Origin of the sequence: Nocardia sp. NPDC059228 (assembly GCF_042754245.1) — a bacterium.
GTDB lineage: Bacteria > Actinomycetota > Actinomycetes > Mycobacteriales > Mycobacteriaceae > Nocardia.
Genome location: NZ_JBHZAL010000001.1, coordinates 118,857 through 143,931, shown reverse-complemented (window position 1 = coordinate 143,931; position 25,075 = coordinate 118,857). Strand labels below are relative to the sequence as shown.

The following is a 25,075-nucleotide window of genomic DNA, read 5'->3' as shown; positions in this document are numbered from 1 at the left end:
TCACTCGGTGAGCGTTTTGAGCATCTGATTGAGTAATTCAGCCATTCATATGCTCACTGCACGTGAATAACTTCATTCACATGACGACACAAGAAGCCACGCAGACCCCCACCATCGCCGTATACGGCGCGAATGGCCACACCGGCGGCTACATCCTGGCCGAGCTGGATCGCCGCGGCCTGACCCCGATCCTGGTGGGCCGCAATGCCGATCGGCTACGCGCCGCTGCCGACGCGGCCGGGCTGCCGCAAGCCGAGATCCGGGTCGCGGCGGTGGACGATCACGCCGCCCTGGTCGCGGCGTTCACCGGCGCGGATGTGGTGATCAGCAGCCTGCCCGGCTACGTGGACCTCGGCGAGCCCATCCTGGCCGCCGCCCTCGACGCGGGCACGCACTATGTCGACATCTCGGGCGAGCAACTGTTCCTCCGCCGGGTCCTCGACGAGTACGGCCCGCGCGCCGAGCGTGCCGGGGTGACGGTCCTCTCCTCGGTGACCGACAGCAATCTCCCCGCCGACCTGCTCGCGGATCTGCTCGCCGCGCGTCTCGCCGGACCGGTCGGCTTCGTGATCAGCCACCACAGCCGCAGCGGCGGGGACGGCTCCCGCGGCAGCGCGAAAACCGTACTGGCCAGCCTGGATTGGTTCCGCGCGGGCGGCTGGCACTATGCCGACGGCGAGTTCCGCACCGGCCCGGCGGATCCGGCGCCCATGCTGTACCCCGGCGACACCGAGCCGACCGCGGTGGCCAAGTTCGCCTTCCCCGCGGTGCTCACCATCCCGCGTCACACCGATGCCACGTCGGTCACCGGCGCCGTCGACAGCGTGTTCCGGGCCAACATCACCGGCCTGACGGCCGAGCTGGTGGCCGGCCTGCCGGAAAAGCCCAGTGCCGCTTCGGATCTGCGCTACGACATGATCGTGGACGCCACCGCCAGGGACGGCCGGACACGGCGCGGCGTGGTCAGCGGGGTCGATTCCTACCGGGATTCGGGCCTGATGGCGGTCGAAGCGGCCGTGCGGCTCGCCGGCGGCGCCGCGAAGCCGGGTGCGCTCACGCCCTCGGAGGCCTTCGACGCCACGGACTTCCTGGATTCGCTCGCGACCCATGGCATCACCTGGACGATCACCGGGGCATGAGACGGCCGTCGATGACGCCCGGCCGAACGCGCTCGCAGTACAGGGAATTCGGTCGAGCCCCGCAATACAGTGGGGACCATGAGTGACGACCGTCCGAAGCTGGCCGCTGAACTGGATATGGTGCCGCATCCCGAGGGCGGCTGGTATCGGGAAACGTGGCGCAGCGGAGTGGAATTCGAGCCGGCAGGCTACCCGGGCCCGCGCGCGACCGGCACGGCCATCTATTTCCTGCTGCTACCCGGCGAGAAGTCCGCGCCGCACACCGTGACATCGGACGAGATCTGGTTCTGGCATCGGGGTGGTCCCCTGCTGCTGAACATCGGGGGTGAGGAGATCGTCCTCGGACCCGATGTCGAGCAGGGGCAACGCCCCCAGGCGGTGGTTCCCGGCGGAATCAGCCAGGCCGCCCGTCCGGCGGGTGACGACTACGTGCTGGTGAGTTGTGTCGTCTCCCCCGGATTCGATTTCGCCGACTTCCGGCTCGACTGAGCCGCGAACCTGCTCTGCGATTCGCGTGCCCGCCGCGCTGTGCGCGGCGGGCACGAAGCAAGGAAATCGGTGGTCCGGCGACTCTCAGTCGTCGATCCCGAGCAGACCCTCCGCGACCGCATGGTCGATGGTCTTCTCCAGGTTCGGGCAGGAGTCCGGTTTACCGGTGGTCGGCCCGGACTCGGCCAGCTTGCGGAAGACCGGGCAGTGCGCGGCCGGATCGACCGTCCACTGCACCGTCTTCTGATTGTGACTGTGCTTGCGCACCAGCACCTCGGTGCCGCAGGTCTGGCACGCGATCGGTGTCAGCCCCGACTCCATGTAGCGCTCTTTGTCGAGAACCGTCTGGGCGCGCACCTGTGCTCGCTGTTCCGGACGGTCCGCGAAATCGGGTGCCTTCGCCCAGCTGGTCATCAGACGTTCGCCTCCTGCGCGGCGGCCTCGTCGGCCTCCCGCTTCTTCCGCAGGTTCTCCTCGACCTCGAGACCCCAGGCCTCGTTGGCCTTGGAGGTGTCGATCTCGAATTCGAAGCGCTGCACCGACTTCGGGTCGATGTCGGCGACATCGACGTAGAACTGGTCGTACCAGCGGCGCAGCTGGTAGACCGGCCCGTCCTCCTCGGTCAGCAGCGGGTTGTCGATCTTGGACTTGTGCTTCCAGATCTCGACGTCCTGCAGGAAGCCCTCGCTGACGCCCTCGGTCATCTTGGCCGCGAACATCTGCGCCTGCTCTTCGGGCAGCCCCTTCGGCTTCTCCAGCGAGACGCCCCACTGCAGCATGAAGGAGTTCTGCGTGACCGGGTAGTGGCAGTTGATGAGGACCGTCTTGACCTCGAAGCCGCTGTAGATATTGAGCAGCGGGTTGATCATGTACGACGGCCCGAAGTACGACGCCTCGGACTTGAGCAGCACGTCGATGCCGGCCTTGGCCGCGTTGCCGATGTCCGGCCGGGCCTTGGTCTCCAGGTACTGGGTGGCGACGTGACCCTCGAGCACGTTCTTGAAGAACGTGGGGAAGGCGTAGTGGATATAGAAGAAGTGCGCCATATCCACGATGTTGTCGATGATCTCGCGGCAGTTGGAGCCCTCGATCAGCAGCGAGTGCCAGGTCCAGTCGGTCCAGCCCTCGTTGAGCGTCTCCGAGGAGCTGCCGTCGGCATTGGTGTAGGGACCCTCGATGTACGGGATGGTCACCTCGTCCGGCGGCGGGTTGCCCTCGTGGTCGTGCCAGACGAACAGCTGGCCGTTGCGCTCGAGCGTGATCCACGCGCGGGTGCGGGCCAGCGGGGGCACGCGTCGCGCGTAGGGGATGCCGGTGCACTTGCCGTCGCCGCCCCAGCGCCAGTCGTGGAACGGGCACGCGATGGAGTCGCCCTTGACCTCACCCATGGAGAGGTCGCCGCCCAGGTGACGACAGTAGGAGTCCAGTACCTTCAGTTCGTTCTGGCTGTTCATGAAAACGACCAGCTTGGTACCGAATACGTTGACCGCATGCGGCTTGCCGTCACGGAAGTCCTTGGCAAGGCCGAGGCAGTGCCAACCCCGGGCGTAGCGGGTGGGCGTCGAGCCCACGTCGATCTCGCGGACCTTCCCGCGGGGCCCTTGGGCGCTTGTCGCCATCGTTGATCCTCCTATGGATGTACTAGAACACGTTACAAAATCGGCTGACAGTTGGCCAGCGATAGGTCCCACTACCTGGATAGGGGCGCTCTGAGCTGCGCTTGTACTACGTTCTCGACAGGAATAAGAACGTGTTCTACTCTCAGGGACAAACGAAGACCGCTTCCCGTAACACCAGGCAGGAGCAACTGGCGAGATGACGCAAGAAGTAGTTGAGCGGGTCGAGGCGCTGCTGCCGACCCTGCGTGAGCGCGCCCAGGAGACCGAGGATCTGCGCCGCCTTCCCGACCAGACCGTCAAGGATCTGCAGGCGACCGGCTTCTTCAAGCTCGTGCAGCCCAAGCAGTGGGGCGGCTACGCCTGCAACCCGGTGATCTTCTACGACACCGTCCGCAAGATCGCCAGCGCGTGCGGCTCCACCGGCTGGTGCGCCGGCATCCTCGGCATCCACAATTGGCACCTGGCGCTGTTCGACCAGCGCGCACAGGAAGAGGTGTGGGGCAACGACACCGAGGTCCGGATCTCCTCCTCCTACGCCCCGATGGGCGCGGGCGTGGTGACCGAGGACGGCGAGGGCTACATCGTCAATGGTTCGTGGGCCTGGTCCTCCGGCTCCGACCACGCCGACTGGGTGTTCGTCGGCGGACCGGTCATCAAGAACGGCAAGCCGGTCGACTTCGGCTCGTTCCTGATCCCCCGGAGCGAGTACAAGATCAACGACGTGTGGCACGTGGTCGGCCTGCGCGGTACCGGCTCCAACACCGTCGTGGTCGAGAATGTGTACGTCCCCCGGCACCGCTTCCTCAGCATGCGAACCATGGGCGAACTGAAATCGCCTGGCCTGGAGCAGAATACCGACCCGCTGTACAAGATGCCGTGGGGCAGCATCCACCCCGCGACCATCACCGCGCCGATCATCGGCATGGGCTACGGCGCCTATGAGGCCCACGTGGAGCACCAGGGCAAGCGCGTCCGAGCCGCCTTCGCGGGCGAGAACACCAAGGACGACCCGTTCGCAAAGGTCCGGATCGCCGAGGCCGCCAGCGACATCGACGCCGCCTGGCGTCAGCTGTCGGGCAATATCGCCGACGAGTACGCGTGCATCGTGGCGGGCAAGGACGTTCCGTTCGAGATGCGCGCCGCCGCGCGCCGTGACCAGGTGCGCGCCACCGGCCGCGTGATCGCGTCCGTCGACCGCTTGTTCGAGGCCGCCGGCGCCACCGCGCTCGTGGAAGGCACTCCGCTGCAGCGCTTCTGGCGTGACGCCCACGCCGGCCGCGTGCACGCCTCGCAGGATCCGGAGCGCGCCTACGTCATGTACGGCACCCACGCCTTCGGTCTCCCGGTCACCGACGGAATGGTGTAATCCCCATGACCGCAGTGGGAGAAATCACCTACGAGTCCACCTCGCGCTTCGCGCAGGTGCGGCCGGACCTGAAGCTGCACTACCACGAGGCCGGGGTCGGCAACGGACCCACCATCGTGCTGCTGCACGGCGGCGGCCCGGGCGCGTCCTCGTGGTCCAACTTCGCCAAGAACATTCCGGTGCTGGCCAAGGACTTTCACGTCCTCGCGGTCGACCAGCCGGGCTTCGGCCGATCCGACAAGCCGACCGAGCACCCGCAGTACTTCGTGCACTCGGCCTCGGCGCTGAAGGACCTGCTCGACACCCTCGGCATCACCGAACGCGTACACCTGCTGGGCAATTCGCTCGGCGGCGGCGCGGCCACCCGCTTCGCGCTGGACTACCCGGACCGCGCCGGCAAGCTGGTGCTGATGGGCCCGGGCGGCCTGTCCACCAACCTGTTCGCGCCGGACCCCACCGAGGGCGTGAAGCTGCTGTCCAAGTTCAACTTCGAACCCACGAAGGAGAACCTGGAGGCGTTCCTGCGGATCATGGTCTTCGACCAGAAGCTGATCACGCCGGAACTCGTCGAGGAGCGCTTCGCCTCGGCCTCGCAGCCGGAGTCGCTGGCCGCCACCCGCGCGATGGGCAAGTCCTTCGCCGGAGCGGATTTCGCCAAGGGCATGATCTGGCGCGACGCGTTCAAGCTGCGGCAGCCGGTGCTCATGATCTGGGGCCGTGAGGATCGGGTCAACCCGATCGACGGCGCCCTGGTCGCCTTGAAGATGGTGCCGCGCGTGCAGTTGCATGTCTTCGGCGGTTGTGGACACTGGGCACAGCTGGAGAAGTTCGACGAATTCAACCGCCTGGCAACCGACTTCCTGCTCGGCGTCAAGGAGAAGTGAGCATGAGTATCAAGGCGCTCGGCTACATGCGCATCGAGGCCACCGATATGGCGGCCTGGCGCGAGTACGGCCTCAAGGTGCTCGGCATGATGGAGGGCGACGGGCTCAACCCCGACGCGCTCTACCTGCGCATGGACGATTTCGCCGCACGGCTGGTGATCGTCCCCGGCGAGCAGGACCGGCTGCTGGTCTCGGGCTGGGAGGTCACCGACGCCCGCGGGCTGCAGCAGCTGCGCGAGACCCTGTCCAAGGCCGGGGTCACCTTCACCGAGGGCACCAAGGAGGAGCTCGGCGAGCGCCGGGTCGAGGGCATGATCCGATTCCAGGATCCGGCCGGCAACACCCTCGAGGCGTTCTACGGCGCGCAGTACCTGGGCCGCCGCTTCGTGAGCCCCTACGGCCACAAGTTCGTCACCGCCGAGCAGGGCCTGGGCCACGTGGTCCTCACCTGCACGGACGACGCTGCGGCGCAGGCGTTCTACCAGGACGTGCTGGGCTTCCGGCTGCGCGACTCCATGCGGCTGCCTCCGCAGCTGGTGGGCCGTCCCGCCGACGGCGACCCGGCCTGGCTGCGCTTCTACGGCTGCAACCCGCGCCACCACGCGCTGGCGTTCCTGCCGCTGCCGAACCCGACGGGCATTGTGCACCTCATGGTCGAGGTGGAGAACTCCGACGACGTCGGCCTCTGCCTGGACCGCGCCAACCGTAAGAAGGTGAAGATGTCGGCCACCCTCGGGCGGCACATCAACGACAAGATGCTCTCGTTCTACATGAAGACGCCGGGCGGGTTCGACATCGAATTCGGCTGTGAGGGACTGGAAGTCGACGACCACTCGTGGATCGCGCGGGAATCCACCGCGGTCAGCCTGTGGGGCCACGACTTCAGCGTCGGATTCAAGTAGCGAGACGAACAGGGGCGGCCAATGACCACCGACGCCAATCCCGTCATCGACGGGCGTCAGTTCCGGAACGTGCTGGGGCAGTTCTGCACCGGCATCACCGTCATCACCACCTTCGACGGCGTCGACGGCGCGCGGGCCCCCATCGGCTTCGCGTGCCAGTCGTTCGCCGCCCTGTCCCTCGATCCGCCGCTGGTGCTCTTCTGCCCCACCAAGGAGTCCCGCTCCTGGGCGGCGATCGAACGCAACGGCAGCTTCGCCGTGAACATGCTCGCCGAGGAGCAACAGCCGGTGTGCGCCCGCTTCGGCTCCCGCGAACCCGACAAGTTCGCCGGAATCGACTGGCACACCTCGGAACTGGACCTCCCGGTGCTGGACGGCGCGTTGGCCACGATCCAGTGCACTGTGGACAACGTGCTCGACGGCGGCGATCACTACATCGTGATCGGCCGGGTCCAGGCCCTGTCGGAGTCCACCGACTCCGGCAGGCCGCTGCTCTTCTACCGGGGCCAGTACACGGCCATCGAACCGGAGAAGACGACGCCCGCGCCTTGGCGCGCGGACCTCGAACACTTCCTCACGACCACCACCCTGGACACCTGGTTGTGAGTCGGGTTCCTCCAGAACCCTGGCGATAGAAAAGTGCCCCTGTGGAATTCATCCACAGGGGCACTTTGCATCTGTGAGTGTTGTGGATGGATCACGCAGCAGCGCGAGCCTGCCGACGGTATTGGCCAGGGGCAAGGCCATATTCACGCTTGAATGCCTTCCCGAACGCGAACTCCGAACTGTATCCCGCTCGGGCGGCGACCTTTTCGATGGCCAGCTCGTCATCGCGCAGCAGGCGGGCCGCAGTGGTGAGCCGCCAGCGGGTCAGGTACGCCAGCGGCGGTTCGCCGACCCTGGCATTGAACTTGCGGGCGAACGCGGCGCGGGACAGGCCCGCGTGATCGGCGAGGGACTGCACGGTCCAGGGCGCGGCTGGATCGCCGTGCATGGCTTCCAGCGCCGGGGCGACGGCCGGATCACGCAGCGCCGCAGCCCATCCCACCGCCTCGGATTGCGGCTGCTCCTCGATCCAGGCGCGCAGGATGTACAGCAGCAGCGAGTCGATCAGCGCCGGCACGATGCCGTGCGATCCGATGCGCGGATTGTCGAGCTCCGCGCCGAGCAGCTGGATCGCGGCATTCAACTCCGGGTGCCGGCCGTGGCGGGCGGGCAGATGGATCACCTCCGGCAGCTGCCGCAGCAACGGATGCGGCCGCTGCCCGTCGAGGTGATAGTTGCCGCAGAGCAGACTGGTGGCCGGGCCGTCCCCGCCGATCTGCAACGCGCCCACGGGCGGACGCTGGGTGTACTGCTCGGGCCGGGGAATCTCCGGAGTGGTGTCCGGGTGGTCGGCGAGAATATGCCCCGCCCCGTCCCGGACGAAGACCACATCGCCGGGCCCGAGCGCGATCGGCCGGGTACTGCTGTCCGAGGGATAGAACCAGCAGGTCCCGTGCAGCACCACATGGAATCCCGCACCCGCCGTCGGCGGCAGCCGCAGCGCCCACGGCACCCGCCCATCCGTCCGCACCGAGTTCGGCGCACCGGTCCGCATCGAAGCCAGGGCCTCACTCAGCACATCCACGACCGATCTCCTTCACCTCGAATCCGCGCCCTGCAACCCGGATCCCGCCCCGATTATTCACCCCGCCCCTCACTCGACGGTCAGCACCACTTTGCCAACGGTCTGCCCCGACGCCACGATCTCGTGCGCCTTCCCCGCCTCCTCCAGCGGCAGCTTCTCGGCAATGGTCGGCCGCAGCTTCCCCGCGTCGACCAGCTCCGCGATCTGCTCGAGCGCCCAGTAGTCGGGTTCCACCGAAACACCCGCGAACCGGCGCCCGGCTTCCTTCACGGCCCGCTCCAGCTCCGGATCCATATGCTCGAGAATCGTCACCAGCACCCCACCCGGCTTCAACACCTGAAGCGACCGCGCACCGTCAGCGACAGAGTCGAAGACACTATCGACATCCTTCACGACCGCGGTGAAATCGGTTGTCCGGTAATCGATCACCTCATCCCCGCCGAGACTTTTCACATAGTCGTGCTTCCCGGCACTCGCCAGCGCGATCACATACGCACCCCGCGCCTTCGCAATCTGCACCGCCAGATGCCCGACCCCACCGGCCGCCCGGTGGATCAGCACCCGATCCCCCTCCTTGACACCCGCCTTGTCCACCAGGCCCTGCCACGCGGTCAGCGCCGCCAGCGGCAGCGCCGCAGCCTCAACATGGCTCAGCGACTTCGGCTTCCGAGCCACCTGCCGCGAGGGCGTAGCCACATACTCCGCGTAACCCGTTGCGGCCCTGGGAAAGAACGGCATCCCATAAACCTCTTCCCCGATCTCATACCGCGCCCCCGGCCCAGCAGCCTCCACCACCCCGGAAATATCCCACCCAACCCCGAACGGCGGCTCCCCCAGCAACGGGAACGCCCCCGACCGAACCGCCACATCAACAGGATTGACCGCACTGGCCTTCACCCTGACGAGCACCTCCCCCGACAACAACTCCGGCTTCTCGACCTCCACAACCTCCAAAACCTCAGGCCCACCAAAGCTCTTCTGAATCACCGCACGCATCGCCTTCATCTCCCTGACGCTGTCACTCGGCTCGTTCCTCGAACCGCACATCGACAACGTTAGGCAGGGCTAGAAAGACTTTGAATGCCACAGAGTCTTAGATTTTTATCCCTACGTATCCATACAGAGACGTACGTGACCTCAAAGGCGGTGTTCAAATACTCAGCGTCGGCAGTTCCGCTTATCCTCCAACACACCAAGATCGATCGCGCCGCCCGCGACCGCCTTCTGCAGCCGCGCCAGCGCGGCCGATCGCCGTCGCACGTCATACATCCGTCGCACCCAAGCCCACAGTGACCGCACGCTGAACCACCCCTCGGCCGAGGCATCGGTACTGAACAAGACTGGGCCGCAACCGGAGTCGGTTGCGGCCCAGCGACTGGGTGGGGTCAGGCGTTGGCGGCCGACTTCTCCTTTTCGCGCTGGAGTTCCAGGGCGATGTCGATGAGCTGGTCTTCCTGGCCGCCCACCAGCTTGCGCCGGCCGGCGCGGACGAGCATTTCGGCGGCGGAGACGCCGTAGCGTTCAGCCTGACGCTCGGCGTGGCGCAGGAACGACGAGTAGACGCCGGCGTAGCCCATCATCAGGGCCTGGCGGTCGAGGAGGCATTCGGTCGGCATGGCCGGGCGGACGACGTCCTCGGCGGCATCGGTGACGGCGAAGAAGTCGACGCCGGTCTTGATGCCGAGCTTGTCACAGACGCCGATGAAGGCCTCGACGGGGAGGTTGCCCGCGCCCGCGCCGAAACGGCGTGCGCTGCCGTCGATCTGGGTGGCGCCGGCGCGTACGGCGTAGACCGAGTTGGCGACGGCCAGGCCCAGGTTCTCGTGGCCGTGGAAGCCGACCTGCGCGTCATTGCCCAGCTCGGCGACCAGGGCGGAGACGCGGTCGGTGACCTGCTCCAGCACCAGCGCACCGGCGGAGTCGACGACGTACACGCACTGGCAGCCCGCGTCGGCCATGATGCGGGCCTGCTTGGCGAGGTTCTCCGGGGTGGTGGAGTGCGCCATCATCAGGAAGCCGACGGTCTCGAGACCGAGGTCGCGGGCCATGTTGAAGTGCTGGATCGAGACGTCGGCCTCGGTGCAGTGGGTGGCGATGCGGCAGATGCTCGCGCCATTGTCCTGCGAGATCTTGATGTCTTCCTTGACGCCGACGCCCGGCAGCATCAGGAAGGCGATCTTGGCCTGCTTGGCGGTCTCCGCGGCGGCCTTGATCAGTTCCTGCTCAGGGGTTTTCGAGAACCCGTAGTTGAACGAGGAACCGCCCAGGCCGTCACCGTGGGTGACTTCGAGGACCGGCACGCCGGCGGCGTCGAGCGCACCGACGATGTCCCGCACTTCCTGCACGGTGAACTGGTGCCGCTTGTGGTGCGAGCCGTCACGCAGGCTGGTGTCCGTGACCCGGATGTCCAGATCCGCCGAGAACGGCTTCGCCACCGCGAGCGGTGAATTGGATTCAGCGTTCGAATTGCTCACTGTCGGAACTCCTTACACCCGAGCCGAGATGATCTGGTCAGCCAGCACGTTGCCCACCTGGGTGGCGGCGGCCGTCATGATGTCGAGGTTGCCCGAGTACGGCGGCAGGAAGTCGCCCGCGCCCTCGACCTCGACGAAGATCGAAACCTTCGCCATGCCACCGGAAACCAGCGACGGCTCGTCGAACTGCGGCTCGTTGAGCAGCCGGTAGCCGGGCACGTACTCCTGGATGGACTTCTCCATCCGGTGCACCGACTCGGTGATCGCGTCGCGGTCGGCGTCCTCGGGGATGGCGCAGAAGATGGTGTCGCGCATGATCATCGGCGGCTCGGCCGGGTTCAGGATGATGATCGCCTTGCCGCGCTTCGCCCCGCCGATGGTCTCGACACCGGCGGAGGTGGTCTTGGTGAACTCGTCGATGTTCGCGCGCGTGCCGGGACCGGCGGACACCGAGGACACCGACGCCACGATCTCGGCGTACTCGACCGGAACCACGCGGGACACGGCGTGCACCATCGGAATCGTCGCCTGCCCACCGCAGGTGATCATGTTGACGTTCATCTCGTCACGCAGCGAGTCGAGGTTGACCGGCGGAATCACGGCCGGGCCGACGGCGGCGGGGGTGAGGTCGATGGCACGGATGCCGGCCTCGGCGTACTTGGGCGCGTAGGCCCGGTGCACGTACGCGGAGGTGGCCTCGAACAGCAGGTCCGGCTTCTCCGGCAGCGCCAGCAGCCAGTCCGCGCCCTCGGCGGAGGTCTCCAGGCCCAGGCCGCGGGCGCGCTTGAGGCCCTCGGACTCCGGGTCGATGCCGATCATCCAGCGCGGCTCGATCTTCTCCGAACGCAGCAGCTTGTACAGCAGATCGGTGCTGATATTGCCGGACCCGACGATCGCGGCGGTGACTTTGCTTGCAGTCACGGCTTTCTCCTACTCGGTGAGGTCAGTGTCTGTGCGACGCGGCCTGATCGGCTCAGGTCTACGCGAAACCCAGATGGACGGAACCGAGTCCGGCGAACTCGGCGATGAACTCGTCGCCCGGACGGGCGTCGATGGCGCGGGTGCAGGAGCCGGGCAGCACGATGTCGCCGGCCTTGAGGCGCACCCCGAAGGAGGCGACCTTGCGCGCCAGCCACGCCACCGCGATGGTCGGGTCACCCAGCACGGCGTCCGAGCGGCCCTCGGCGATGACCTCGCCATTGCGGGTCAGCACGGCGTCGATGTTCTTGATATCCAGCTGGTCCGGCGAGACCCGCTGCTTGCCCAGCACGTATCCGGCGGAGGACGCATTGTCGGCGATGGTGTCGCAGAGCGCGATCTTCCAGTCCTTGATGCGAGTGTCGATGAGCTCGATGGAGGGCGCGTAGGCGACAGTGGCCTTGCGCACATCCTCCTCGGTGCAGTCCTCGCCGGGCAGGTCGGCGCCCAGGATGAAGCCGACCTCGACCTCGACGCGCGGGTACAGGTACTTGGAGGTGTCGACCGGAACGTCTTCGAAGACTTCCATCTCCGCGAGCAGGTGCCCGTAGTCGGGTTCGTCCACGCCCATCATCTGCTGCATGGCCTTGGAGGACAGGCCCACCTTGTGGCCCACGACCCTGGCGCCGCCGTCGAAGCGCTGCCGCATATTGATGAGCTGGATCTCGTAGGCATCGACCACGTCGATCTCGGGATGCCGCACGGCCAGCGGATCGATCGGAACCCGGGTCCGCTCGGCCGCCGCGAGCTCGTCGGCCAGTTCCTTACGTAGCGCGTCGGTCAGCACGCTGTGTTCCTTCCATCGGGGGTACCGGCCGGTGGCCATCCAGTAACGAGACTAGAAACTGAAACGAGTTTTTGTGAATAACGTCGCTTCAGCAGTCCCATCTGCCAGACCAACATAGACCAAACCAGGATCGATTCTATAACGTGTTCTACATGACTGATCGGGATTACGACGTGGTGGTGGTCGGCAGCGGTGCCGCCGGTATGTCCGCCGCCCTCACCGCTGCGCACCACGGTCTGCGCACGGTGCTCATCGAAAAGGCCGCTCATTACGGCGGTTCTACCGCGCGATCGGGCGGTGGCGTCTGGATTCCCGGAAACAAGGTGCTGAAGGCCGCGGGCCGTGGGAACGACCTCGACGAGGCGCGCACCTACCTGTACAGCATCATCGGCGACGTGGTGCCCAAGGAGAAGATCGACACCTACATCGATCGCGGCGCCGAAGCCTTCGACTACGTGCTCGACCACTCCGCCCTGAAGATGACCTGGGTGCCCGGCTACTCCGACTACTACCCGGAGGCACCGGGCGGCAAGGCGGACGGCCGCAGCTGCGAGCCCAAGCCGTTCAACCTCAAAGTCCTGGGCGAGGAGCGCTTCAAGCTGGAGCCGGCCTACAGCAAGGCGCCGCTGAACGTCGTCGTCATGCAGGCGGACTACAAGAAGCTCAACCTGATTCGCCGCCACCCGGTCGGCATCGCGCGCGTGCTGCGCGTCGGCACCCGCTGGGCGTGGGGCAAGGTCACCGGCAAGGCGCTGGTCGGCATGGGCCAGGCCATCATCGCCGGCCTGCGCAAGGGTCTGCTGGACGCGAATGTGCCGGTGCTGCTGAACACCCCGCTCACCGGACTGGTCATCGACAACGGCGTGGTCACCGGCGTCGACGCCGAGGAGAACGGGCAGGCCGTCCGGTTCAACGCCAAGTACGGCGTCATCCTGGCCAGCGGCGGTTTCGAGCACAACGCCGACATGCGGCACAAGTACCAGCGCGAGCCCATCACCACCGAGTGGACCACGGGCGCGGCCGCCAATACCGGCGACGGCATCCGGGCCGGCATCGCGGCGGGCGCGGACATCGACTTCATGGACGACGCCTGGTGGGGTCCGACCACCTTCCGCGGTGAGGGAAAGCCCTGGTTCTGCCTCGCCGAGCGAAATCTGCCCGGCAGCATCATGATCAATACGCAAGGTCAGCGATTCGGTAATGAGTCCGCTCCTTACGTCGAGGCTGTGCACACCATGTACGGCGGCGAATACGGGCAGGGTGAGGGTCCGGGCGAGAACGTGCCGTGCTGGCTGGTGTTCGATCAGCGCTACCGGTCCCGGTACATCTTCGCCGGATTGCAGCCTGGCCAGCGGATTCCGTCCCGGTGGATGGAAAACGACCTGATCGTCGTCGCGCCCACGGTGGCCGAACTGGCCGAGAAGATCGGCGTCCCGGCCGACAAGCTGGCCGCCACCATCGAGCGCTTCAACGGCTTCGCCGCGACCGGCAAGGACCTCGACTACAACCGCGGCGACAGCGCCTACGACCGCTACTACGGCGACCAGACCATCAAGCCGAACCCGTGCCTGAACAAGCTCGAGGTCGGCCCGTTCTACGCGGTGAAGATGGTCCCCGGCGACCTCGGCACCAAGGGCGGTCTGGTCACCGACAACGACGCCCGCGTGCTGCGCGAGGACGGGACCGTCATCGAGGGCCTGTACGCCGCCGGCAACACCTCGTCCCCGGTGATGGGCCACACCTACGCCGGGCCCGGCGCGACCATCGGCCCCGCCATCACCTTCGGCTACCTGGCCGCCCTGGACATCGCCGCCAAGGCGAAGAACGGCGCGCCGCTGGCCGAGAAAGCATCCTGAACCGTCCCAACCCGGTTCAGGATCGGGTTGGGCGCGAGTCGGGTCACGTCGAGTCCGCGCCCAACCCACCCCGCATGCCCCGCCGTACCGCTCTATCCCGGCGGGGCGCGGACAACTGAACAGCCCGTGCCCGCCGCCGCGAACGCTCTTTCCCGCGGCGGGCCGGGAACCAGACTTTCGAGCGCGACCCGGTCAGCGGGGCGGCGGCTTGCGGGGAGGCGAGCCGCGCCGGACCATCGGACGCGAGTGACGAGGAGAACCTTTCATGCCCATCGATTTGAGTGTCGCGCTCGGCGCGCAGATTCCCGCGCGCGAATTCAGCTGGTCCGCCAGTGATGTGCAGACCTACAACCTGGCGCTCGGCGCGGGCAACCGCTGGACCGACGCCGCCGAGCTGCGCTACGTCGACGATCGCGAGCCGCAGGTGCTGCCGTCCTTCGCGACCGTCGCGCCGTCCTTCCACGAGACCGAGCCGCCGAAGGTGAAGTTCGACGGCATCGACATCGATCTGGCGAAGGTCGTGCACGGCAGCCAGGAGATCATCGTGCACCGCCCGATCCCGGCCTCCGGCAAGGGCAGCATCTCCGGCCGCATCAGCGAGATCTGGGACAAGGGCTCCAATGCCGTCATCTGGCGTGAGGACACCGCCGTCGGCTCCGACGGCGAACCCCTGTGGACGTCGCGTTCCTCCATCTTCGCCAAGGGCGAGGGCGGCTTCGGCGGCGACCGCGGCCCCAGCGCGAAGACCGAACTTCCGGACCGGGCACCGGATTTCGAGGTCCTGACCCCCACCCTGCCGCAGCAGGCGCTGCTCTACCGCATGTGCGGCGACCGCAACCCGCTGCACTCGGACCCCGAATTCGCCCGCAATGCCGGCTTCCCCAACCCGATCCTGCACGGCCTGTGCACCTACGGCCTGGTCCTGAAGACCGCGACCGACACCGTCCTGGCCTCGGATGCGTCCCGCGTCAAGGGTTTCCGCGCCCGCTTCGCCGGCGTCATGTACCCCGGTGAGACCCTGCGCTCCCGAATCTGGCAGCAGGACGGGGAACTCGTCATCGCGGTCACCGTCGTCGAGCGCGACGACGCCCCCGTCCTCGCGGACGTGGTCCTCACCCACTCGTAACCCGAACAGAGCTTCGAGATCAGGGAGCTCTCACCGCGGGAAATCGGACAGATTTCCCCGGTGGGAGCTCCCTGATCTTGTTGAGCAGTCGGCGCGGAGGCCGAGACCCGGTGGGTGACACGACAATTCGGCCATAAGCCGCATACCGGATATGGAGATGGCCGCAAATCTGCAGCGCGACAGCGGGATCGGCGACAGCCGAGTTGCTCAAAGCGGCCGAAATTCGATTGAACCTGACCCAAGACGCGCTGGAGGCGTAACGTCTTCAGGCATACGGTGAATATCTAGCTAACCAACTGAATATCTAGCTGACTACTACCGAAAGACATGGAGAAGGTGAACAAATGGCCGCCTGGCAAGTGTTCACGGCCACCCTCGCAACGCTCGTGATCATGGCTGTCACCATCATGAGCCTGCACCACCCCCATCACGATCCGGACCGACTCTCCGTAGAACGCATCCGCGATCGAATCAACAAGGAACGCAGCGCATCAGCGCTGGCAACTCCCGACACCTCCACCTGGTCGCACCTCGCTCCGAATCACCCGCTGGGCGTCCAGGAAGCCCATCGCACCATGCAGCAGCACCGCCGCTGCCCGGTTGCGGAGTGCGCGCGCAAGGCCGCGGCATTCCGGGCGCTCATCGACGCCGGCCGCATCAAGCCGACCCGCATGCCCCCCGCCCTCCAGTAGTCGCCGCGGCGACCGCCCCGCTCAGAGTCCGGACAGGTATCCGGGCGGGACGGCGGCCACCAGCCAGACCCCATTGGTGCTGACCCGGAATTCGTGCCCGTCGCGGTTCATCGCGCCGGCAGCCACGGTCAGTACCACGGGTCTGCCACGTCGTGCCCCGACCTTGACGGCGGTCTCCATATCCGCCGACAGGTGAACGTCGTGGCGGCGCATGGGCTTCAGCCCCTCGGCGCGAATTCCGGGCAGGGCCGCGGCAACGGTGCCGTGGTAGAGAACCGCGGGCGGCACGGTCGCCCGATACTCCAGGTCAACGTCGACACTGTGCCCCTGACTCGCGCGGATCCGGGTCCCCGTCGCATCGAATTCGAAGCGGCGCTTGTTGTTCCGCGCCACCACCTCGTCCAGTTCGGGACGCGAGAGCGCCCGCCCGTGCCGGCCCAGCGCCGACAGCAGCGTGGCGACGTCCACCCACCCGGCCGGATCCAGCTCGATGCCGATGGCCTCGGGGGCGTGCCGTAGATGCCTCGACAACCGTTTCGAGGTCTTGATCATCTGTTGTTCGTTCATGGCGCGAGTGAACCAGTCCCACAGCCGGATTCGAAGCGATTTTCGGCTCAGCCGCCGGGCGTGTTCTCGGCTCGGCCGACGGTCCGGTCGTCCGTCAGTCCGCGAACCAGCAAGGCGTACAACGCGATCACGGTGAACGGCGCCAGGATCGGCACCCAGGTGAGTCCGGTGGGCAGCACGGTCGCGGCCCCCGCCGCCACCGTGAACACCAGTGCGCCCGCCACCGACGGAATCGTCGTCGGCACCACGCCCACCGGAGCCGACACGGTCGCCGTGTTCAGCAGGTAGGTGGTCGCGACCAGCCCGATGCCGCCCGCCACCAGCGCCCCGGTCCCGACCCAGGCCAGCGCCGCCATGGCCGCGAGCACGGCCAGCACCGCGCACACCCGCCAGCGCCAGCCGGCCACCGCCAGGATGATCACCGGTATCGCGGCCCACGGCAGCACGATGGCCACCGCGCCCGCCAGCAGCAGCCCGGACAGCACGGCGAGGAACTTGGTCATCGGCGAACCCTCACGGTGCGGCGGTGTTCGGGCAGCAGGCGCATGACCTGATCGAGGCGGGTGTCCTCGGGCCAGGGCACGATGTCGACGCCGACGGTGCCCATATCGCGGTACATGGAGGTGCGTTCCAGCTGCCACATGCGCGCGAGGGTGGAGTCCAGGCCGTCGCCGAACGGCGTTCCGCGCAGCACGTCGACCACCACCACGACGTGGCCGCGCTTGCGCAGATCGATGAGGGCCAAGGCGAATTGGGTGTCGAGCAGCGTGGAGAAGGCGACGATGACCGCCCCGATGGGCACCGCGGCGTGCGGCGCCAGCGTGCCCTCGGTGAGGATGTGCTCGTCGCCGACATCCAGCACGGCGTCCACGATGCGATAGAACTGGCGGCGGCCGATATCCGGTCGCAGCCAGCGTGGGGTGCGGCCCAGGCACACGACGGCCGTGCGGTCGCCCGCCTGCAACGTGGACTGGGCCACCTGCGCGGCGCCGCGCACCGACAGCTCCAGCGAGTCCGACGCGGGCCCGGGCGCCTGCATCGACGTGTCCACCAGCACAACCACATCCGCGGCCCGGTTGGTGAAGCGCTCGGTCACGAACAGCTGCCCGCGCCGCGCACTCACCGGCCAGTTCACGGTGCGCAGCTGATCCCCCGGCGTGTACGCGCGGATATCCGCGTACTCCACGCCCGGCCCGGCCCGCCGGGTGAGATGGGTGCCCATCCGTTCGGGAAGTTCGGTGCGCGGCAGGCGCATCCGCTGCGGATCGGTGATGGGATAGACGTACACCTCCCCGGCGCGCAATCGCACCGAGGCCACCGCCAGCCCGGCCGGGCTCAGCGCGGTCACCCGCATCGGCACCGGATATCGGCCCCAGCGCGGGGCCGACAGCGCCAGCCGCAGCCCGGCGGGCGCGGGGCCGGAGTCCACCGTCTCCTCGACGTGGATCTCCATGCTCTGCAAGGGTTCCGGATGCAGCCGCAGCAGTGCGTGCCCGCGTTCCACGAACGCCGCGGCGGTCAGCACCACCTCTTCGGTCTCGAAGCAGCGCAGCACCCCCGCCCCGTCCACCTGGATGAAGGTGCGGGACTGCTGCAGCGGCGCGGTGGCCAGCACCCCGAGCATGGGCGCGGCGAACACCACCAGCTGCCACTTGCCCAGTACCAGCGCCAGCACCAGGGCGGGCACGGACACCGCGGCGAGCATGAACACCAACGGTGCGGGCCGCCAGCGCAATTCGGCCTCGACCGCCGTACTCGTGTCGCGATGCTTCATACGCGCCTCAGGCCTGGGTGGCGCGTGGGACCGGCAGGCGGCGCAGCAGTTCGGAGATCACGTCCTCGCCGCGGATGCGGCGGACCCACATCTCGGGCCGCAACGTGATGCGATGGGCCATGGCCGGCACGGCGAGCGCCTTCACGTCCTCGGGGACCACGTAGTCGCGGCCGTGCAGCAGGGCCCGGGCGCGGGCCATCTGCACCAGGTCGAGCTCGGCGCGGGGGCTCGCGCCGACCTCCACCTGCGGATGCCCGCGGGTGGCCGAGGCGAGGGAGACGACGTAGCCCACCACATCCGGGTGCACCGTCACGAATTCCACCGACTGCCGCATCTCCAGCAGGCCGTCGGCATCCACCACCTGCCCGATCTGGGCGGGTTGCGAGCCGCGTTCCAGGCGGCGGCGGATCATGTTCATCTCGTCGGTCTCCGACAGGTAGCCCAGCCGCAGCTGCATGGCGAAGCGGTCGAGCTGGGCCTCGGGCAGCGGGTAGGTGCCCTCGTACTCGATCGGATTGTCGGTGGCGAAGACGACGAAAGGCTGTGGCAACGGGAAGGTTTCGCCGTCGATGGAGACCTGCCCCTCGGCCATGGCCTCCAGCAGGGCGGCCTGGGTCTTGGGCGGGGTGCGGTTGACCTCGTCGGCCAGCAGCATATTGGTGAAGACCGGGCCGCGCCGGAAACTGAAACGGCCCGAATGCATGTCGTAGATCGTCGACCCGATGAGGTCGGCGGGCAACAGATCCGGGGTGAACTGCACGCGGGTGAAGTTCAGCCCGAGCGCGGTCGCGAAGGAGCGCGCGATGAGAGTCTTGCCCAGTCCGGGCAGGTCCTCGATCAGGATGTGGCCCCCGGACAGCACCGCGACCATGATCAGCTGCAGTTCGTCCCGTTTGCCGACCACGACCCGGGATACTTCACGCAGCACCGCGTCGGTGCGCTTGATGGTCACGTCCATCGGTGATGTCATCGCATGTCTCGCATCTCATCTCACATGTTCTGCAGTCGGCGCAGGATTTCGTCCAGGGCCTCCCGGCCGGGAGCCCGATTGACCTGATCGCGCGGTGCCGAGTTCGCCGGGTCCACCCAGCGCCACAGCTCGGGCCCGAACTGCAGCTGTCCCGCCACTTCCAGCGCACGCCGGTTCTTGGCCATCCGATGCCCGCTGGTCAGTTCGAATTCCTTGGCCAGCAGCGGCCGCAGGTGCCGATCCCAGTCGGCGCGCGAGCCCTCGGAGCGGTCGGCCAGCATCTGAGCGCGCGCCTGCCAGCGGCGCAGCATCTCGACGGGGCCGTTGTCGATGTCGTTGTCGTCCGGTTCGGGCGGGGCGAGCCGGCGCGAGCGCTCCACCAGCGACCACAGCAGCAGTCCCAGCGCCGCGGCCACCGGAACGGCGGTGAGAGCGACCAGATGCTCGCGCTGATCGCCGAGAGCGAGCAGCTCGAACAGCAGGGCCAGCGCCACCGCGGCCACCACGATCGCGCTCCGATTCATGGCCGGACCGCCGTTCGATCCGTCGGGATCCGCACTGCCACAACGTCTTTCATGCCGCCTGCCCCTGTAGATCGGCCAGCACGATGCGGAGCAGCTGCTCGGCGCGCATCCGCTGCCACTCCAGCATGGAGTGCGGGCTGAACCGCGCCTCCTCGAACAGGGCCACCAGCTCCCGCGCCGACGCGTCGCGCAGGAAGCCGCGGTCGAAGGCTCGCGCCAGCACCTCGGACGGGGTGTCGGAGGCCAGCGGGGCGACCTCCCGCGCCTGCGCCAGACCGCGTTCCATGGCGACGTAGCAGGCGATGATGGCGGTGCGCGGGTCCTGGCCCGGCGCGATCATGGCCGCCAGGCCCATCTCGGCGACCTTGGCCAGTGAGACCGCCTCGGTGGCCGTGGGCGGTGGCAGGGGCGTGCGCTCCAGCGAGGGCCGGCGGTTGGAGCCCACCGCCACCACGACCAGGCCGGTCATGGCGATCAGCACCAGCACGCCGGCGGTGATGCCGACCAGCAGCAGCGCGGTGCCGGTGAGGGTGGGCTCGGGGACCGCCTCCTCCGGCGGTGCCGCGGTCTCCTGTGGCTGCGGGGCGGTCCCGGTGGCGGACACGCTCGGCGGGGTCCCCACCTGGGTCTGCCGCGCCGGCGTCACCAGGTACACCGACAGCACCGCGGTCACGATCAGCGCGATGGCCGCGATCCCGACCAGCAGCAGGAGCCCGAGCCGCCGCAGGCCCGGCACGCGCACCGCGGACTCGCGGTCGGGTTCGGGCATGGCGAGCGGGAGGCGATGCTGGCTGTTGATCACACCCGCCACCAGAATCACCATCGAGACCAGCAGCAGCACCGGCATCAAGGCCAGTGACACCGCCGACGACGGATGTGGCGCCGCGGGTCCTCCGGTTCCCGGAATGTACCCGCGCAGTGCGACGACAGCCAGCATCACGAGCCCGATCAATGCGATCGCGCGTGCTGCCACCGTCCCCACCCCAGTCACGAATACTCCTAACCAGAGTCCAGCGGAATCAGGCACATAGTTACATGCCGAGCGGTCCGTCAGGACCAAAATCGTGAAGCTGGAATCACATACCCGCCGCGCATAAATCCCCCACCTGCGCGGCATCCCGCGCCAGACCCGAAAACCCAGGTCATCCGGGTCGAGGCCGAGCCTGCCGCCGCAACCCCACTTATCACCATCCGTGCACGATCCGGGCAACCCGGCGCGCGGATCAAGATCGCGCGGCACTGCCAGAGGCCGGCCGGTCCCGCGAGGCAGGCGGGCCGCTCGGCACTTCTTCGGCACATTCGAGGCCGGGAGGACACCAGGCAGCCCCCCGGCGGCGCAGCAGCCCGGCGACGCGGGGAGGCCGCGTCGCCGGGCACGGGGTCGAGGGTCTGCGACCGTAGCGATCAGGCGGTGCGGCGGACGCGGGCGCGCAAGCGGGTCAGCGGCGAGGGCTGAGCCAGAGCGCGGGCCGGTTCGGCGACCGGCTCCCGCACAGCCGGTGCCGGATAGGCGGCGCCGGCGGGCGCGCCGACCCGGCCGGCCACGGTGCGCGGCTCGACCAGGCGGCCGAGGGCGCGGAAGTCCCAGCCCGCCGCCAGCCAGGGCTCGGGGTCGAGGGTATTGCGGGCGTCGATGATGACCCGGCCGCGGGCGACCGTGCGCAGGAAGCCCGGATCCAGTTCCCCGAATTCACGCCACTCGGTCAGGTGCAGGACCACATCCGCCTCGTGCAGGGCGGCCGCCGGGGTGGCGGCGAACACCAGCTCCGGGGCGACGGCGCGCGCCGGACCCGTTGCGGCGGGGTCGAATACGGTCACCTCGACCCCCGCCGCGTGCAGCTGCTGCGCGACATCGAGGGCGGGTGAATCGCGGACGTCGTCGGAGAGCGGCTTGAACGCCGCACCCAGCACACCGACCCGGCCGCGCGAGCGGTGACCGCCCAGCAGCTCCAAGGTCTCCCGCACCACGCGCTCGCGGCGGCGCAGGTTGACCGCGTCGATGTCGCGCAGGAAGTCGACCGACTCCCCCGCACCGAGTTCGGTGGCGCGGGCGATCAGGGCGCGTACGTCCTTCGGCAGGCAGCCGCCGCCGTAGCCGAGGCCCGCGCCCAGGAACTTGCGGCCGATCCGGTCGTCATGGCCCAGCGCATCGGCCAGCAGGGTCACGTCCGCGCCGGTGAGGTCGCACAGCTCGGCCATGGCATTGATGAACGAGATCTTGGTCGCCAGAAAGGCATTCGCGGAGACCTTGATCAGCTCGGCGGTCGGCAGGTTGGTGATCACCACCGGCGAGCCCGCGGCGATGGGCGTGGCGTACACCTGCCGCAGCGCCCATTCCGCGTCCGGCGTGGTGACACCGAAGACCAACCGGTTCGGGTGCAGCGTGTCGTAGACCGCGTGCCCCTCGCGCAGGAACTCCGGGTTCCACGCCAGATCGACCGAAATCCCTTCCGGCGCAAGTTCGGCGATGCGGGCGGTGAGCGCCTCGGCGGTGCCCACCGGCACGGTGGACTTGCCGACGATCAGGCAATTGCGGGTCAGGTGCGGCACCAGCCCGTCCAGCGCGCCGTAGAGCTGCGACAGGTCGGCGGCCCCGTTCACCCCGGGCGGCGTTCCGACACAGAGGAAGTGGACGTCGGCGAACTCGGCGGCCTCGACCAGCGAGGTGCCGAAACGCAGCCGCCTGCCCGCCACGTGCCCGGCCAGCAGTTCCGGCAGCCCGGGTTCGTGGAAGGGCACGCGCCCGGCGGACAGCGCCGCGGCCTTGGCCGGGTTGTTGTCCACCCCGAGCACGTCGAAGCCGAGTTCGGCCATGCCCGCGGCATGGGTGGCGCCCAGGTATCCGGTGCCGATAACGGAGATGCGGAGCATCAGGATGCCTCCTTGGTGGCCGGGAACTCGCCCCGCGTGGAATCGGACCGCAGAGTCGAATCCGCCTGCAGGCGTTCCGCGATCACCTCGCGGTAGTGACGGATGAGCAGATCGTTGACGGCCGTCCAGGACCGGTCGCGCACACTGCGCACCGCGGTCTGCGCGGTCTGCTCGCGCAGTCGCGGGTCCTCGACCAGGCGGCGCACCAGTTCGGTCATCGCCTCGGCGTCGCCGGGTGGATAGAGGAAACCCGCGCCGGGCGTGACCACGTCGATCGGGCCGCCCGACTTGGGCGCGACCACCGGCACACCGGAGGCCAGCGCCTCCTGCGCTGCCTGGCAATAGGTTTCGTGGCGGCCGGTGTGCACGAACACATCCAGCGACGCGTAGGCCGCCGCGAGTTCCTCACCGTGCAGCACGCCGAGGAACTCCGCGTCCGGCAACAGCTTCCGAAGCCGCTTCTCCTCGGGGCCGCCGCCCACCACGACCAGCCGGACGCCCGGCAGCGGCCGCAGTGCGGCGAGCAGCTCGAGCTCCTTCTCCGGCGCGAGGCGCCCGATATAGCCGACCAGCGCTTCGCCATTGGGGGCCAGGCGCTTTCGCAGTTCCGCCGACCGCCGGAACGGGCCGAACTGCTGCAGGTCGACCCCGCGCGGCCAGCGGCCCAGTCCCGGAATGCCCATCAGCTCCAGCTGGCGCAGGCTGGCGGTGGAGGGCGCGAGGGTGCGGTCCACCCGCAGGTGGATGCGCCGGGTCAGCGCGGTCATGGCGCGGACGCCGCCGGGCAGGTCGTAGCGCAGCGCGAAACCCACCAGATCGGTCTGATAGATGGCGACGGTCGGAATCCCGAGCTCGTTCGCGACCTTGGCCGCCTGATAGCCGAGCGTCGCCGGCGAGGCGATATGCACGACATCGGGCCGGAATTCGCGCATGATCTTGCGCAGCCGGCGGCGGGTCTCCAGCCCGATCCGGAAATCCCGGTAGAAGGGCAGCCGGGCCCCGCGCACCACGTGCACGCGGAACCCGGCGTACTTGCCGGGGCCGGTCGGGGCCACCAGCGTGGCCTCATGACCCTTGGCGGCCAGGTGATCCAGCACCCGGCGCACGGAGTTGGTGACGCCGTTGACCTGGGGAAGAAAGGACTCGGCGACGACCAGCACCCGCAGGCGGGCGCTTTTCCGGATATGGGGACTACTCGGTATGCTCGGGTTCCGCGGCGCGGAATCCCTTGCCTGCTCGCGGATTCGCATCGTTCCCCTCCGGTTCGGTGCTGCTCCTGACGCCACGGTAGGAAGCGGCCCGCAACGCCAGACCCCCTCCGCGTTGACGGCACGTGAACCGTGCACGTCGATCAAGTCGGCCAGTTCACCGGAGCTTCGCCGAACGGCTATCGAGACTCGAGGTTTGCCGGTTCGCGCAGCTCCGCGAGCCGGCTCAGGGTGCGGTAGAGATCGGGGACGCGCTCGATCGCCACCCTCACCCCATTGCCGGCACCGCCCAGCTCCGCCAGCGGCACGTCGGCGAAGATCGACAGTTCCAGGTCGGCGTCGTAGAGCACGTCGACCAGATTCACGAAGCGCATCACCCAGTCCGGCGGGACCGTGCCCATGGGCGGCACCGCGCACACCACCCAGCGGCGGACCTCACGGGTGAGCTCCAGGAAATCGGCCGCCGACACCGGGATACCGCACAGCTCCGCGAAATCGACGGTGAGCTCCCCGTTTTCCAGCGCGCGGGCGTGCAGCCGCCGATGCGCGACGGGCAGATCGACCGCGCCGATCGCCGGGCAAGCCCCGACCACGTAGTGCCCGGCGGCGAAGCCGGTGCGCCGGCCCCCGAGCATGCGGTAGTCCTGCGGCCCGTCCACCGCCACCACGTCCAGGTGCTCGAGGATCCGCTCGATGGTCGGCACGAACATGCCGTGCATGAGGGGGTTGGGCAGCAGGTCCTGCGGCGGATAGTTCGAAGTCACCACGAGGGTGATGCGCCGGGCGAACAGCGTGTCCAGCAGTCGTGTCACGAGCCGGGCATCGCCCGAGTCGTGCACATGGAATTCGTCGAAGCAGATCAGATCCGCGTCGCCGAGCAGCGCGTCCACCGAGGCGTCGATATTCCCGTACTCGTGGATTCCGGCATTCAACTGCGCGAAGAATGCGTGAAAGTGGTAGCGCCGCTTGCGATTCGATGGCACGGATGCGAAGAAACGGTTCATGAGCATGGTCTTGCCGCGCCCCGGACCGCCGTACAGGTACAGCCCGCGCGGCCGCCGCCACCTCCGGCCCACCCGCGCGGCAATCGCGGCCAGTTGCTCGGCGGCCTGACGTTGATCGGCATCGAGCACGATCTCCGGCGCTTCCATGACACCTCCCTGCATCCTCTACTTCCGTAGAGCTTCCTCTATAGTTGTAGAGGATCACGGAGCCGCAG

The 25,075-nt window shown here is 68.1% G+C and carries 25 protein-coding genes; 9 read left to right on the top strand and 16 right to left on the bottom strand.

The features are described 5' to 3' along the window. Positions 1-80 precede the first annotated feature (80 nt). Together ACFXKA_RS00710 and ACFXKA_RS00705 are read left to right on the top strand one after the other, a co-directional pair. The gene (locus ACFXKA_RS00710; RefSeq protein WP_379425207.1) at positions 81-1,139 is read left to right on the top strand and encodes a saccharopine dehydrogenase NADP-binding domain-containing protein; all 1,059 of its coding nucleotides are present in this window, start codon (positions 81-83) and stop codon (positions 1,137-1,139) included. Positions 1,140-1,217: 78 nt separating this feature from the next. Then, complete coding sequence (locus tag ACFXKA_RS00705) at positions 1,218-1,628, top strand: cupin domain-containing protein (protein ID WP_354831265.1); 411 nt, start codon at positions 1,218-1,220, stop codon at positions 1,626-1,628. A gap of 84 nt (positions 1,629-1,712) precedes the next feature. Here the strand turns inward: ACFXKA_RS00705 and ACFXKA_RS00700 are convergent, their stop codons facing one another. Both ACFXKA_RS00700 and ACFXKA_RS00695 read right to left on the bottom strand, forming a co-directional pair. After that, positions 1,713-2,042: a hypothetical protein gene (locus tag ACFXKA_RS00700; RefSeq protein WP_379425205.1), complete on the bottom strand. Its 330-nt coding sequence runs from the start codon at positions 2,040-2,042 to the stop codon at positions 1,713-1,715. After that, positions 2,042-3,247: a Rieske 2Fe-2S domain-containing protein gene (locus tag ACFXKA_RS00695; protein ID WP_354831268.1), complete on the bottom strand. Its 1,206-nt coding sequence runs from the start codon at positions 3,245-3,247 to the stop codon at positions 2,042-2,044. Before ACFXKA_RS00695 ends, ACFXKA_RS00700 begins: the two co-directional genes overlap by 1 nt. A 196-nt stretch (positions 3,248-3,443) precedes the next feature. Between ACFXKA_RS00695 and hsaA the strand changes: the two genes are divergently transcribed. The 4 genes from hsaA to hsaB are packed head-to-tail and all read left to right on the top strand — an operon-like array spanning position 3,444 to position 7,005. Further along, entirely contained in the window at positions 3,444-4,613 is a 1,170-nt protein-coding gene (gene hsaA / locus ACFXKA_RS00690; RefSeq protein ID WP_379425203.1) for a 3-hydroxy-9,10-secoandrosta-1,3,5(10)-triene-9,17-dione monooxygenase oxygenase subunit, read from the top strand. A gap of 5 nt (positions 4,614-4,618) precedes the next feature. Next, positions 4,619-5,497: a 4,5:9,10-diseco-3-hydroxy-5,9,17-trioxoandrosta-1(10),2-diene-4-oate hydrolase gene (gene hsaD, locus ACFXKA_RS00685; protein ID WP_379425201.1), complete on the top strand. Its 879-nt coding sequence runs from the start codon at positions 4,619-4,621 to the stop codon at positions 5,495-5,497. Between the two features lie 2 nt (positions 5,498-5,499). Next, positions 5,500-6,399 (top strand): iron-dependent extradiol dioxygenase HsaC, encoded by a 900-nt coding sequence (hsaC, locus tag ACFXKA_RS00680; RefSeq protein WP_379425200.1) that lies wholly within the window; start codon positions 5,500-5,502, stop codon positions 6,397-6,399. A 21-nt stretch (positions 6,400-6,420) separates the two neighbouring features. After that, positions 6,421-7,005 carry a 3-hydroxy-9,10-secoandrosta-1,3,5(10)-triene-9,17-dione monooxygenase reductase subunit gene (gene hsaB / locus ACFXKA_RS00675; protein WP_354831279.1) on the top strand — a complete coding sequence of 195 codons (585 nt, stop codon included), beginning with the start codon at positions 6,421-6,423 and terminating at the stop codon, positions 7,003-7,005. A 91-nt stretch (positions 7,006-7,096) separates the two neighbouring features. Here hsaB and ACFXKA_RS00670 read toward each other — a convergent pair whose 3' ends face one another. From ACFXKA_RS00670 to ACFXKA_RS00650, 5 genes are all read right to left on the bottom strand, one after another. Next, positions 7,097-8,029 (bottom strand): cupin domain-containing protein, encoded by a 933-nt coding sequence (locus ACFXKA_RS00670; RefSeq protein ID WP_379425198.1) that lies wholly within the window; start codon positions 8,027-8,029, stop codon positions 7,097-7,099. A 69-nt stretch (positions 8,030-8,098) separates the two neighbouring features. Next, positions 8,099-9,034 carry an NADP-dependent oxidoreductase gene (locus ACFXKA_RS00665; protein ID WP_379425197.1) on the bottom strand — a complete coding sequence of 312 codons (936 nt, stop codon included), beginning with the start codon at positions 9,032-9,034 and terminating at the stop codon, positions 8,099-8,101. Positions 9,035-9,414: 380 nt separating this feature from the next. After that, positions 9,415-10,503 (bottom strand): 4-hydroxy-2-oxovalerate aldolase, encoded by a 1,089-nt coding sequence (gene dmpG / locus ACFXKA_RS00660; protein WP_379425196.1) that lies wholly within the window; start codon positions 10,501-10,503, stop codon positions 9,415-9,417. 12 nt (positions 10,504-10,515) lie between these two features. Next, entirely contained in the window at positions 10,516-11,424 is a 909-nt protein-coding gene (locus tag ACFXKA_RS00655; RefSeq protein ID WP_354831289.1) for an acetaldehyde dehydrogenase (acetylating), read from the bottom strand. Positions 11,425-11,482: 58 nt separating this feature from the next. Further along, positions 11,483-12,307 carry a 2-keto-4-pentenoate hydratase gene (locus ACFXKA_RS00650; protein ID WP_379425194.1) on the bottom strand — a complete coding sequence of 275 codons (825 nt, stop codon included), beginning with the start codon at positions 12,305-12,307 and terminating at the stop codon, positions 11,483-11,485. Positions 12,308-12,420: 113 nt separating this feature from the next. On the opposite strand from ACFXKA_RS00650, the gene kstD reads away from it, so the two are divergent. The 3 genes from kstD (at position 12,421) to ACFXKA_RS00635 (ending at position 15,942) form a co-directional block, all read left to right on the top strand. Next, positions 12,421-14,124: a 3-oxosteroid 1-dehydrogenase gene (kstD, locus tag ACFXKA_RS00645; RefSeq protein WP_354831294.1), complete on the top strand. Its 1,704-nt coding sequence runs from the start codon at positions 12,421-12,423 to the stop codon at positions 14,122-14,124. Between the two features lie 265 nt (positions 14,125-14,389). Continuing rightward, positions 14,390-15,250, top strand: coding sequence for a MaoC/PaaZ C-terminal domain-containing protein (locus ACFXKA_RS00640; protein WP_354831297.1), 861 nt, complete (start codon positions 14,390-14,392; stop codon positions 15,248-15,250). A gap of 344 nt (positions 15,251-15,594) precedes the next feature. Further along, positions 15,595-15,942, top strand: coding sequence for a hypothetical protein (locus ACFXKA_RS00635; RefSeq protein ID WP_379425193.1), 348 nt, complete (start codon positions 15,595-15,597; stop codon positions 15,940-15,942). 21 nt (positions 15,943-15,963) lie between these two features. Here ACFXKA_RS00635 and ACFXKA_RS00630 read toward each other — a convergent pair whose 3' ends face one another. From ACFXKA_RS00630 to zapE, 9 genes are all read right to left on the bottom strand, one after another. Next, on the bottom strand, positions 15,964-16,509 hold the full coding sequence (locus ACFXKA_RS00630) for an RNA 2'-phosphotransferase (RefSeq protein ID WP_379425192.1): 546 nt from the start codon (positions 16,507-16,509) through the stop codon (positions 15,964-15,966). Between the two features lie 47 nt (positions 16,510-16,556). After that, on the bottom strand, positions 16,557-17,012 hold the full coding sequence (locus ACFXKA_RS00625) for a hypothetical protein (protein WP_379425191.1): 456 nt from the start codon (positions 17,010-17,012) through the stop codon (positions 16,557-16,559). After that, positions 17,009-18,283: a DUF58 domain-containing protein gene (locus tag ACFXKA_RS00620; RefSeq protein WP_379425189.1), complete on the bottom strand. Its 1,275-nt coding sequence runs from the start codon at positions 18,281-18,283 to the stop codon at positions 17,009-17,011. Before ACFXKA_RS00620 ends, ACFXKA_RS00625 begins: the two co-directional genes overlap by 4 nt. 7 nt (positions 18,284-18,290) lie before the next feature. Further along, the gene (locus ACFXKA_RS00615; protein ID WP_354831310.1) at positions 18,291-19,253 is read right to left on the bottom strand and encodes a MoxR family ATPase; all 963 of its coding nucleotides are present in this window, start codon (positions 19,251-19,253) and stop codon (positions 18,291-18,293) included. Positions 19,254-19,273: 20 nt separating this feature from the next. Further along, complete coding sequence (locus ACFXKA_RS00610; protein ID WP_379425188.1) at positions 19,274-19,777, bottom strand: hypothetical protein; 504 nt, start codon at positions 19,775-19,777, stop codon at positions 19,274-19,276. A 49-nt stretch (positions 19,778-19,826) separates the two neighbouring features. Beyond that, the gene (locus ACFXKA_RS00605) at positions 19,827-20,768 is read right to left on the bottom strand and encodes a DUF4129 domain-containing protein (RefSeq protein WP_379425186.1); all 942 of its coding nucleotides are present in this window, start codon (positions 20,766-20,768) and stop codon (positions 19,827-19,829) included. 413 nt (positions 20,769-21,181) lie between these two features. Further along, the gene (locus tag ACFXKA_RS00600; protein ID WP_379425184.1) at positions 21,182-22,648 is read right to left on the bottom strand and encodes a UDP-glucose dehydrogenase family protein; all 1,467 of its coding nucleotides are present in this window, start codon (positions 22,646-22,648) and stop codon (positions 21,182-21,184) included. Beyond that, a complete protein-coding gene (locus ACFXKA_RS00595) occupies positions 22,648-23,814 on the bottom strand; it encodes a glycosyltransferase family 4 protein (RefSeq protein ID WP_379425862.1) in 1,167 nt (388 codons plus the stop codon). The genes ACFXKA_RS00600 and ACFXKA_RS00595 overlap by 1 nt, the downstream gene beginning before the upstream one ends. Positions 23,815-24,035: 221 nt before the next feature. After that, the gene (zapE, locus tag ACFXKA_RS00590) at positions 24,036-25,007 is read right to left on the bottom strand and encodes a cell division protein ZapE (RefSeq protein WP_379425183.1); all 972 of its coding nucleotides are present in this window, start codon (positions 25,005-25,007) and stop codon (positions 24,036-24,038) included. Between the last annotated feature and the right edge of the window lie 68 nt (positions 25,008-25,075).

Excerpts from the sequence above, each read along its gene's own strand:
- ACFXKA_RS00710 (WP_379425207.1), top strand. The coding sequence starts at position 81 with ATGACGACACAAGAAGCCACGCAGACCCCCACCATCGCCGTATACGGC.
- ACFXKA_RS00705 (WP_354831265.1), top strand. The coding sequence starts at position 1,218 with ATGAGTGACGACCGTCCGAAGCTGGCCGCTGAACTGGATATGGTGCCG.
- ACFXKA_RS00700 (WP_379425205.1), bottom strand. The coding sequence starts at position 2,042 with ATGACCAGCTGGGCGAAGGCACCCGATTTCGCGGACCGTCCGGAACAG.
- ACFXKA_RS00695 (WP_354831268.1), bottom strand. The coding sequence starts at position 3,247 with ATGGCGACAAGCGCCCAAGGGCCCCGCGGGAAGGTCCGCGAGATCGAC.
- hsaA (WP_379425203.1), top strand. The coding sequence starts at position 3,444 with ATGACGCAAGAAGTAGTTGAGCGGGTCGAGGCGCTGCTGCCGACCCTG.
- hsaD (WP_379425201.1), top strand. The coding sequence starts at position 4,619 with ATGACCGCAGTGGGAGAAATCACCTACGAGTCCACCTCGCGCTTCGCG.
- hsaC (WP_379425200.1), top strand. The coding sequence starts at position 5,500 with ATGAGTATCAAGGCGCTCGGCTACATGCGCATCGAGGCCACCGATATG.
- hsaB (WP_354831279.1), top strand. The coding sequence starts at position 6,421 with ATGACCACCGACGCCAATCCCGTCATCGACGGGCGTCAGTTCCGGAAC.
- ACFXKA_RS00665 (WP_379425197.1), bottom strand. The coding sequence starts at position 9,034 with ATGAAGGCGATGCGTGCGGTGATTCAGAAGAGCTTTGGTGGGCCTGAG.
- ACFXKA_RS00650 (WP_379425194.1), bottom strand. The coding sequence starts at position 12,307 with ATGGCCACCGGCCGGTACCCCCGATGGAAGGAACACAGCGTGCTGACC.
- kstD (WP_354831294.1), top strand. The coding sequence starts at position 12,421 with ATGACTGATCGGGATTACGACGTGGTGGTGGTCGGCAGCGGTGCCGCC.
- ACFXKA_RS00640 (WP_354831297.1), top strand. The coding sequence starts at position 14,390 with ATGCCCATCGATTTGAGTGTCGCGCTCGGCGCGCAGATTCCCGCGCGC.
- ACFXKA_RS00635 (WP_379425193.1), top strand. The coding sequence starts at position 15,595 with ATGGCCGCCTGGCAAGTGTTCACGGCCACCCTCGCAACGCTCGTGATC.
- ACFXKA_RS00630 (WP_379425192.1), bottom strand. The coding sequence starts at position 16,509 with ATGAACGAACAACAGATGATCAAGACCTCGAAACGGTTGTCGAGGCAT.
- ACFXKA_RS00625 (WP_379425191.1), bottom strand. The coding sequence starts at position 17,012 with ATGACCAAGTTCCTCGCCGTGCTGTCCGGGCTGCTGCTGGCGGGCGCG.
- ACFXKA_RS00620 (WP_379425189.1), bottom strand. The coding sequence starts at position 18,283 with ATGAAGCATCGCGACACGAGTACGGCGGTCGAGGCCGAATTGCGCTGG.
- ACFXKA_RS00615 (WP_354831310.1), bottom strand. The coding sequence starts at position 19,253 with ATGACATCACCGATGGACGTGACCATCAAGCGCACCGACGCGGTGCTG.
- ACFXKA_RS00610 (WP_379425188.1), bottom strand. The coding sequence starts at position 19,777 with ATGAATCGGAGCGCGATCGTGGTGGCCGCGGTGGCGCTGGCCCTGCTG.
- ACFXKA_RS00600 (WP_379425184.1), bottom strand. The coding sequence starts at position 22,648 with ATGCTCCGCATCTCCGTTATCGGCACCGGATACCTGGGCGCCACCCAT.
- zapE (WP_379425183.1), bottom strand. The coding sequence starts at position 25,007 with ATGGAAGCGCCGGAGATCGTGCTCGATGCCGATCAACGTCAGGCCGCC.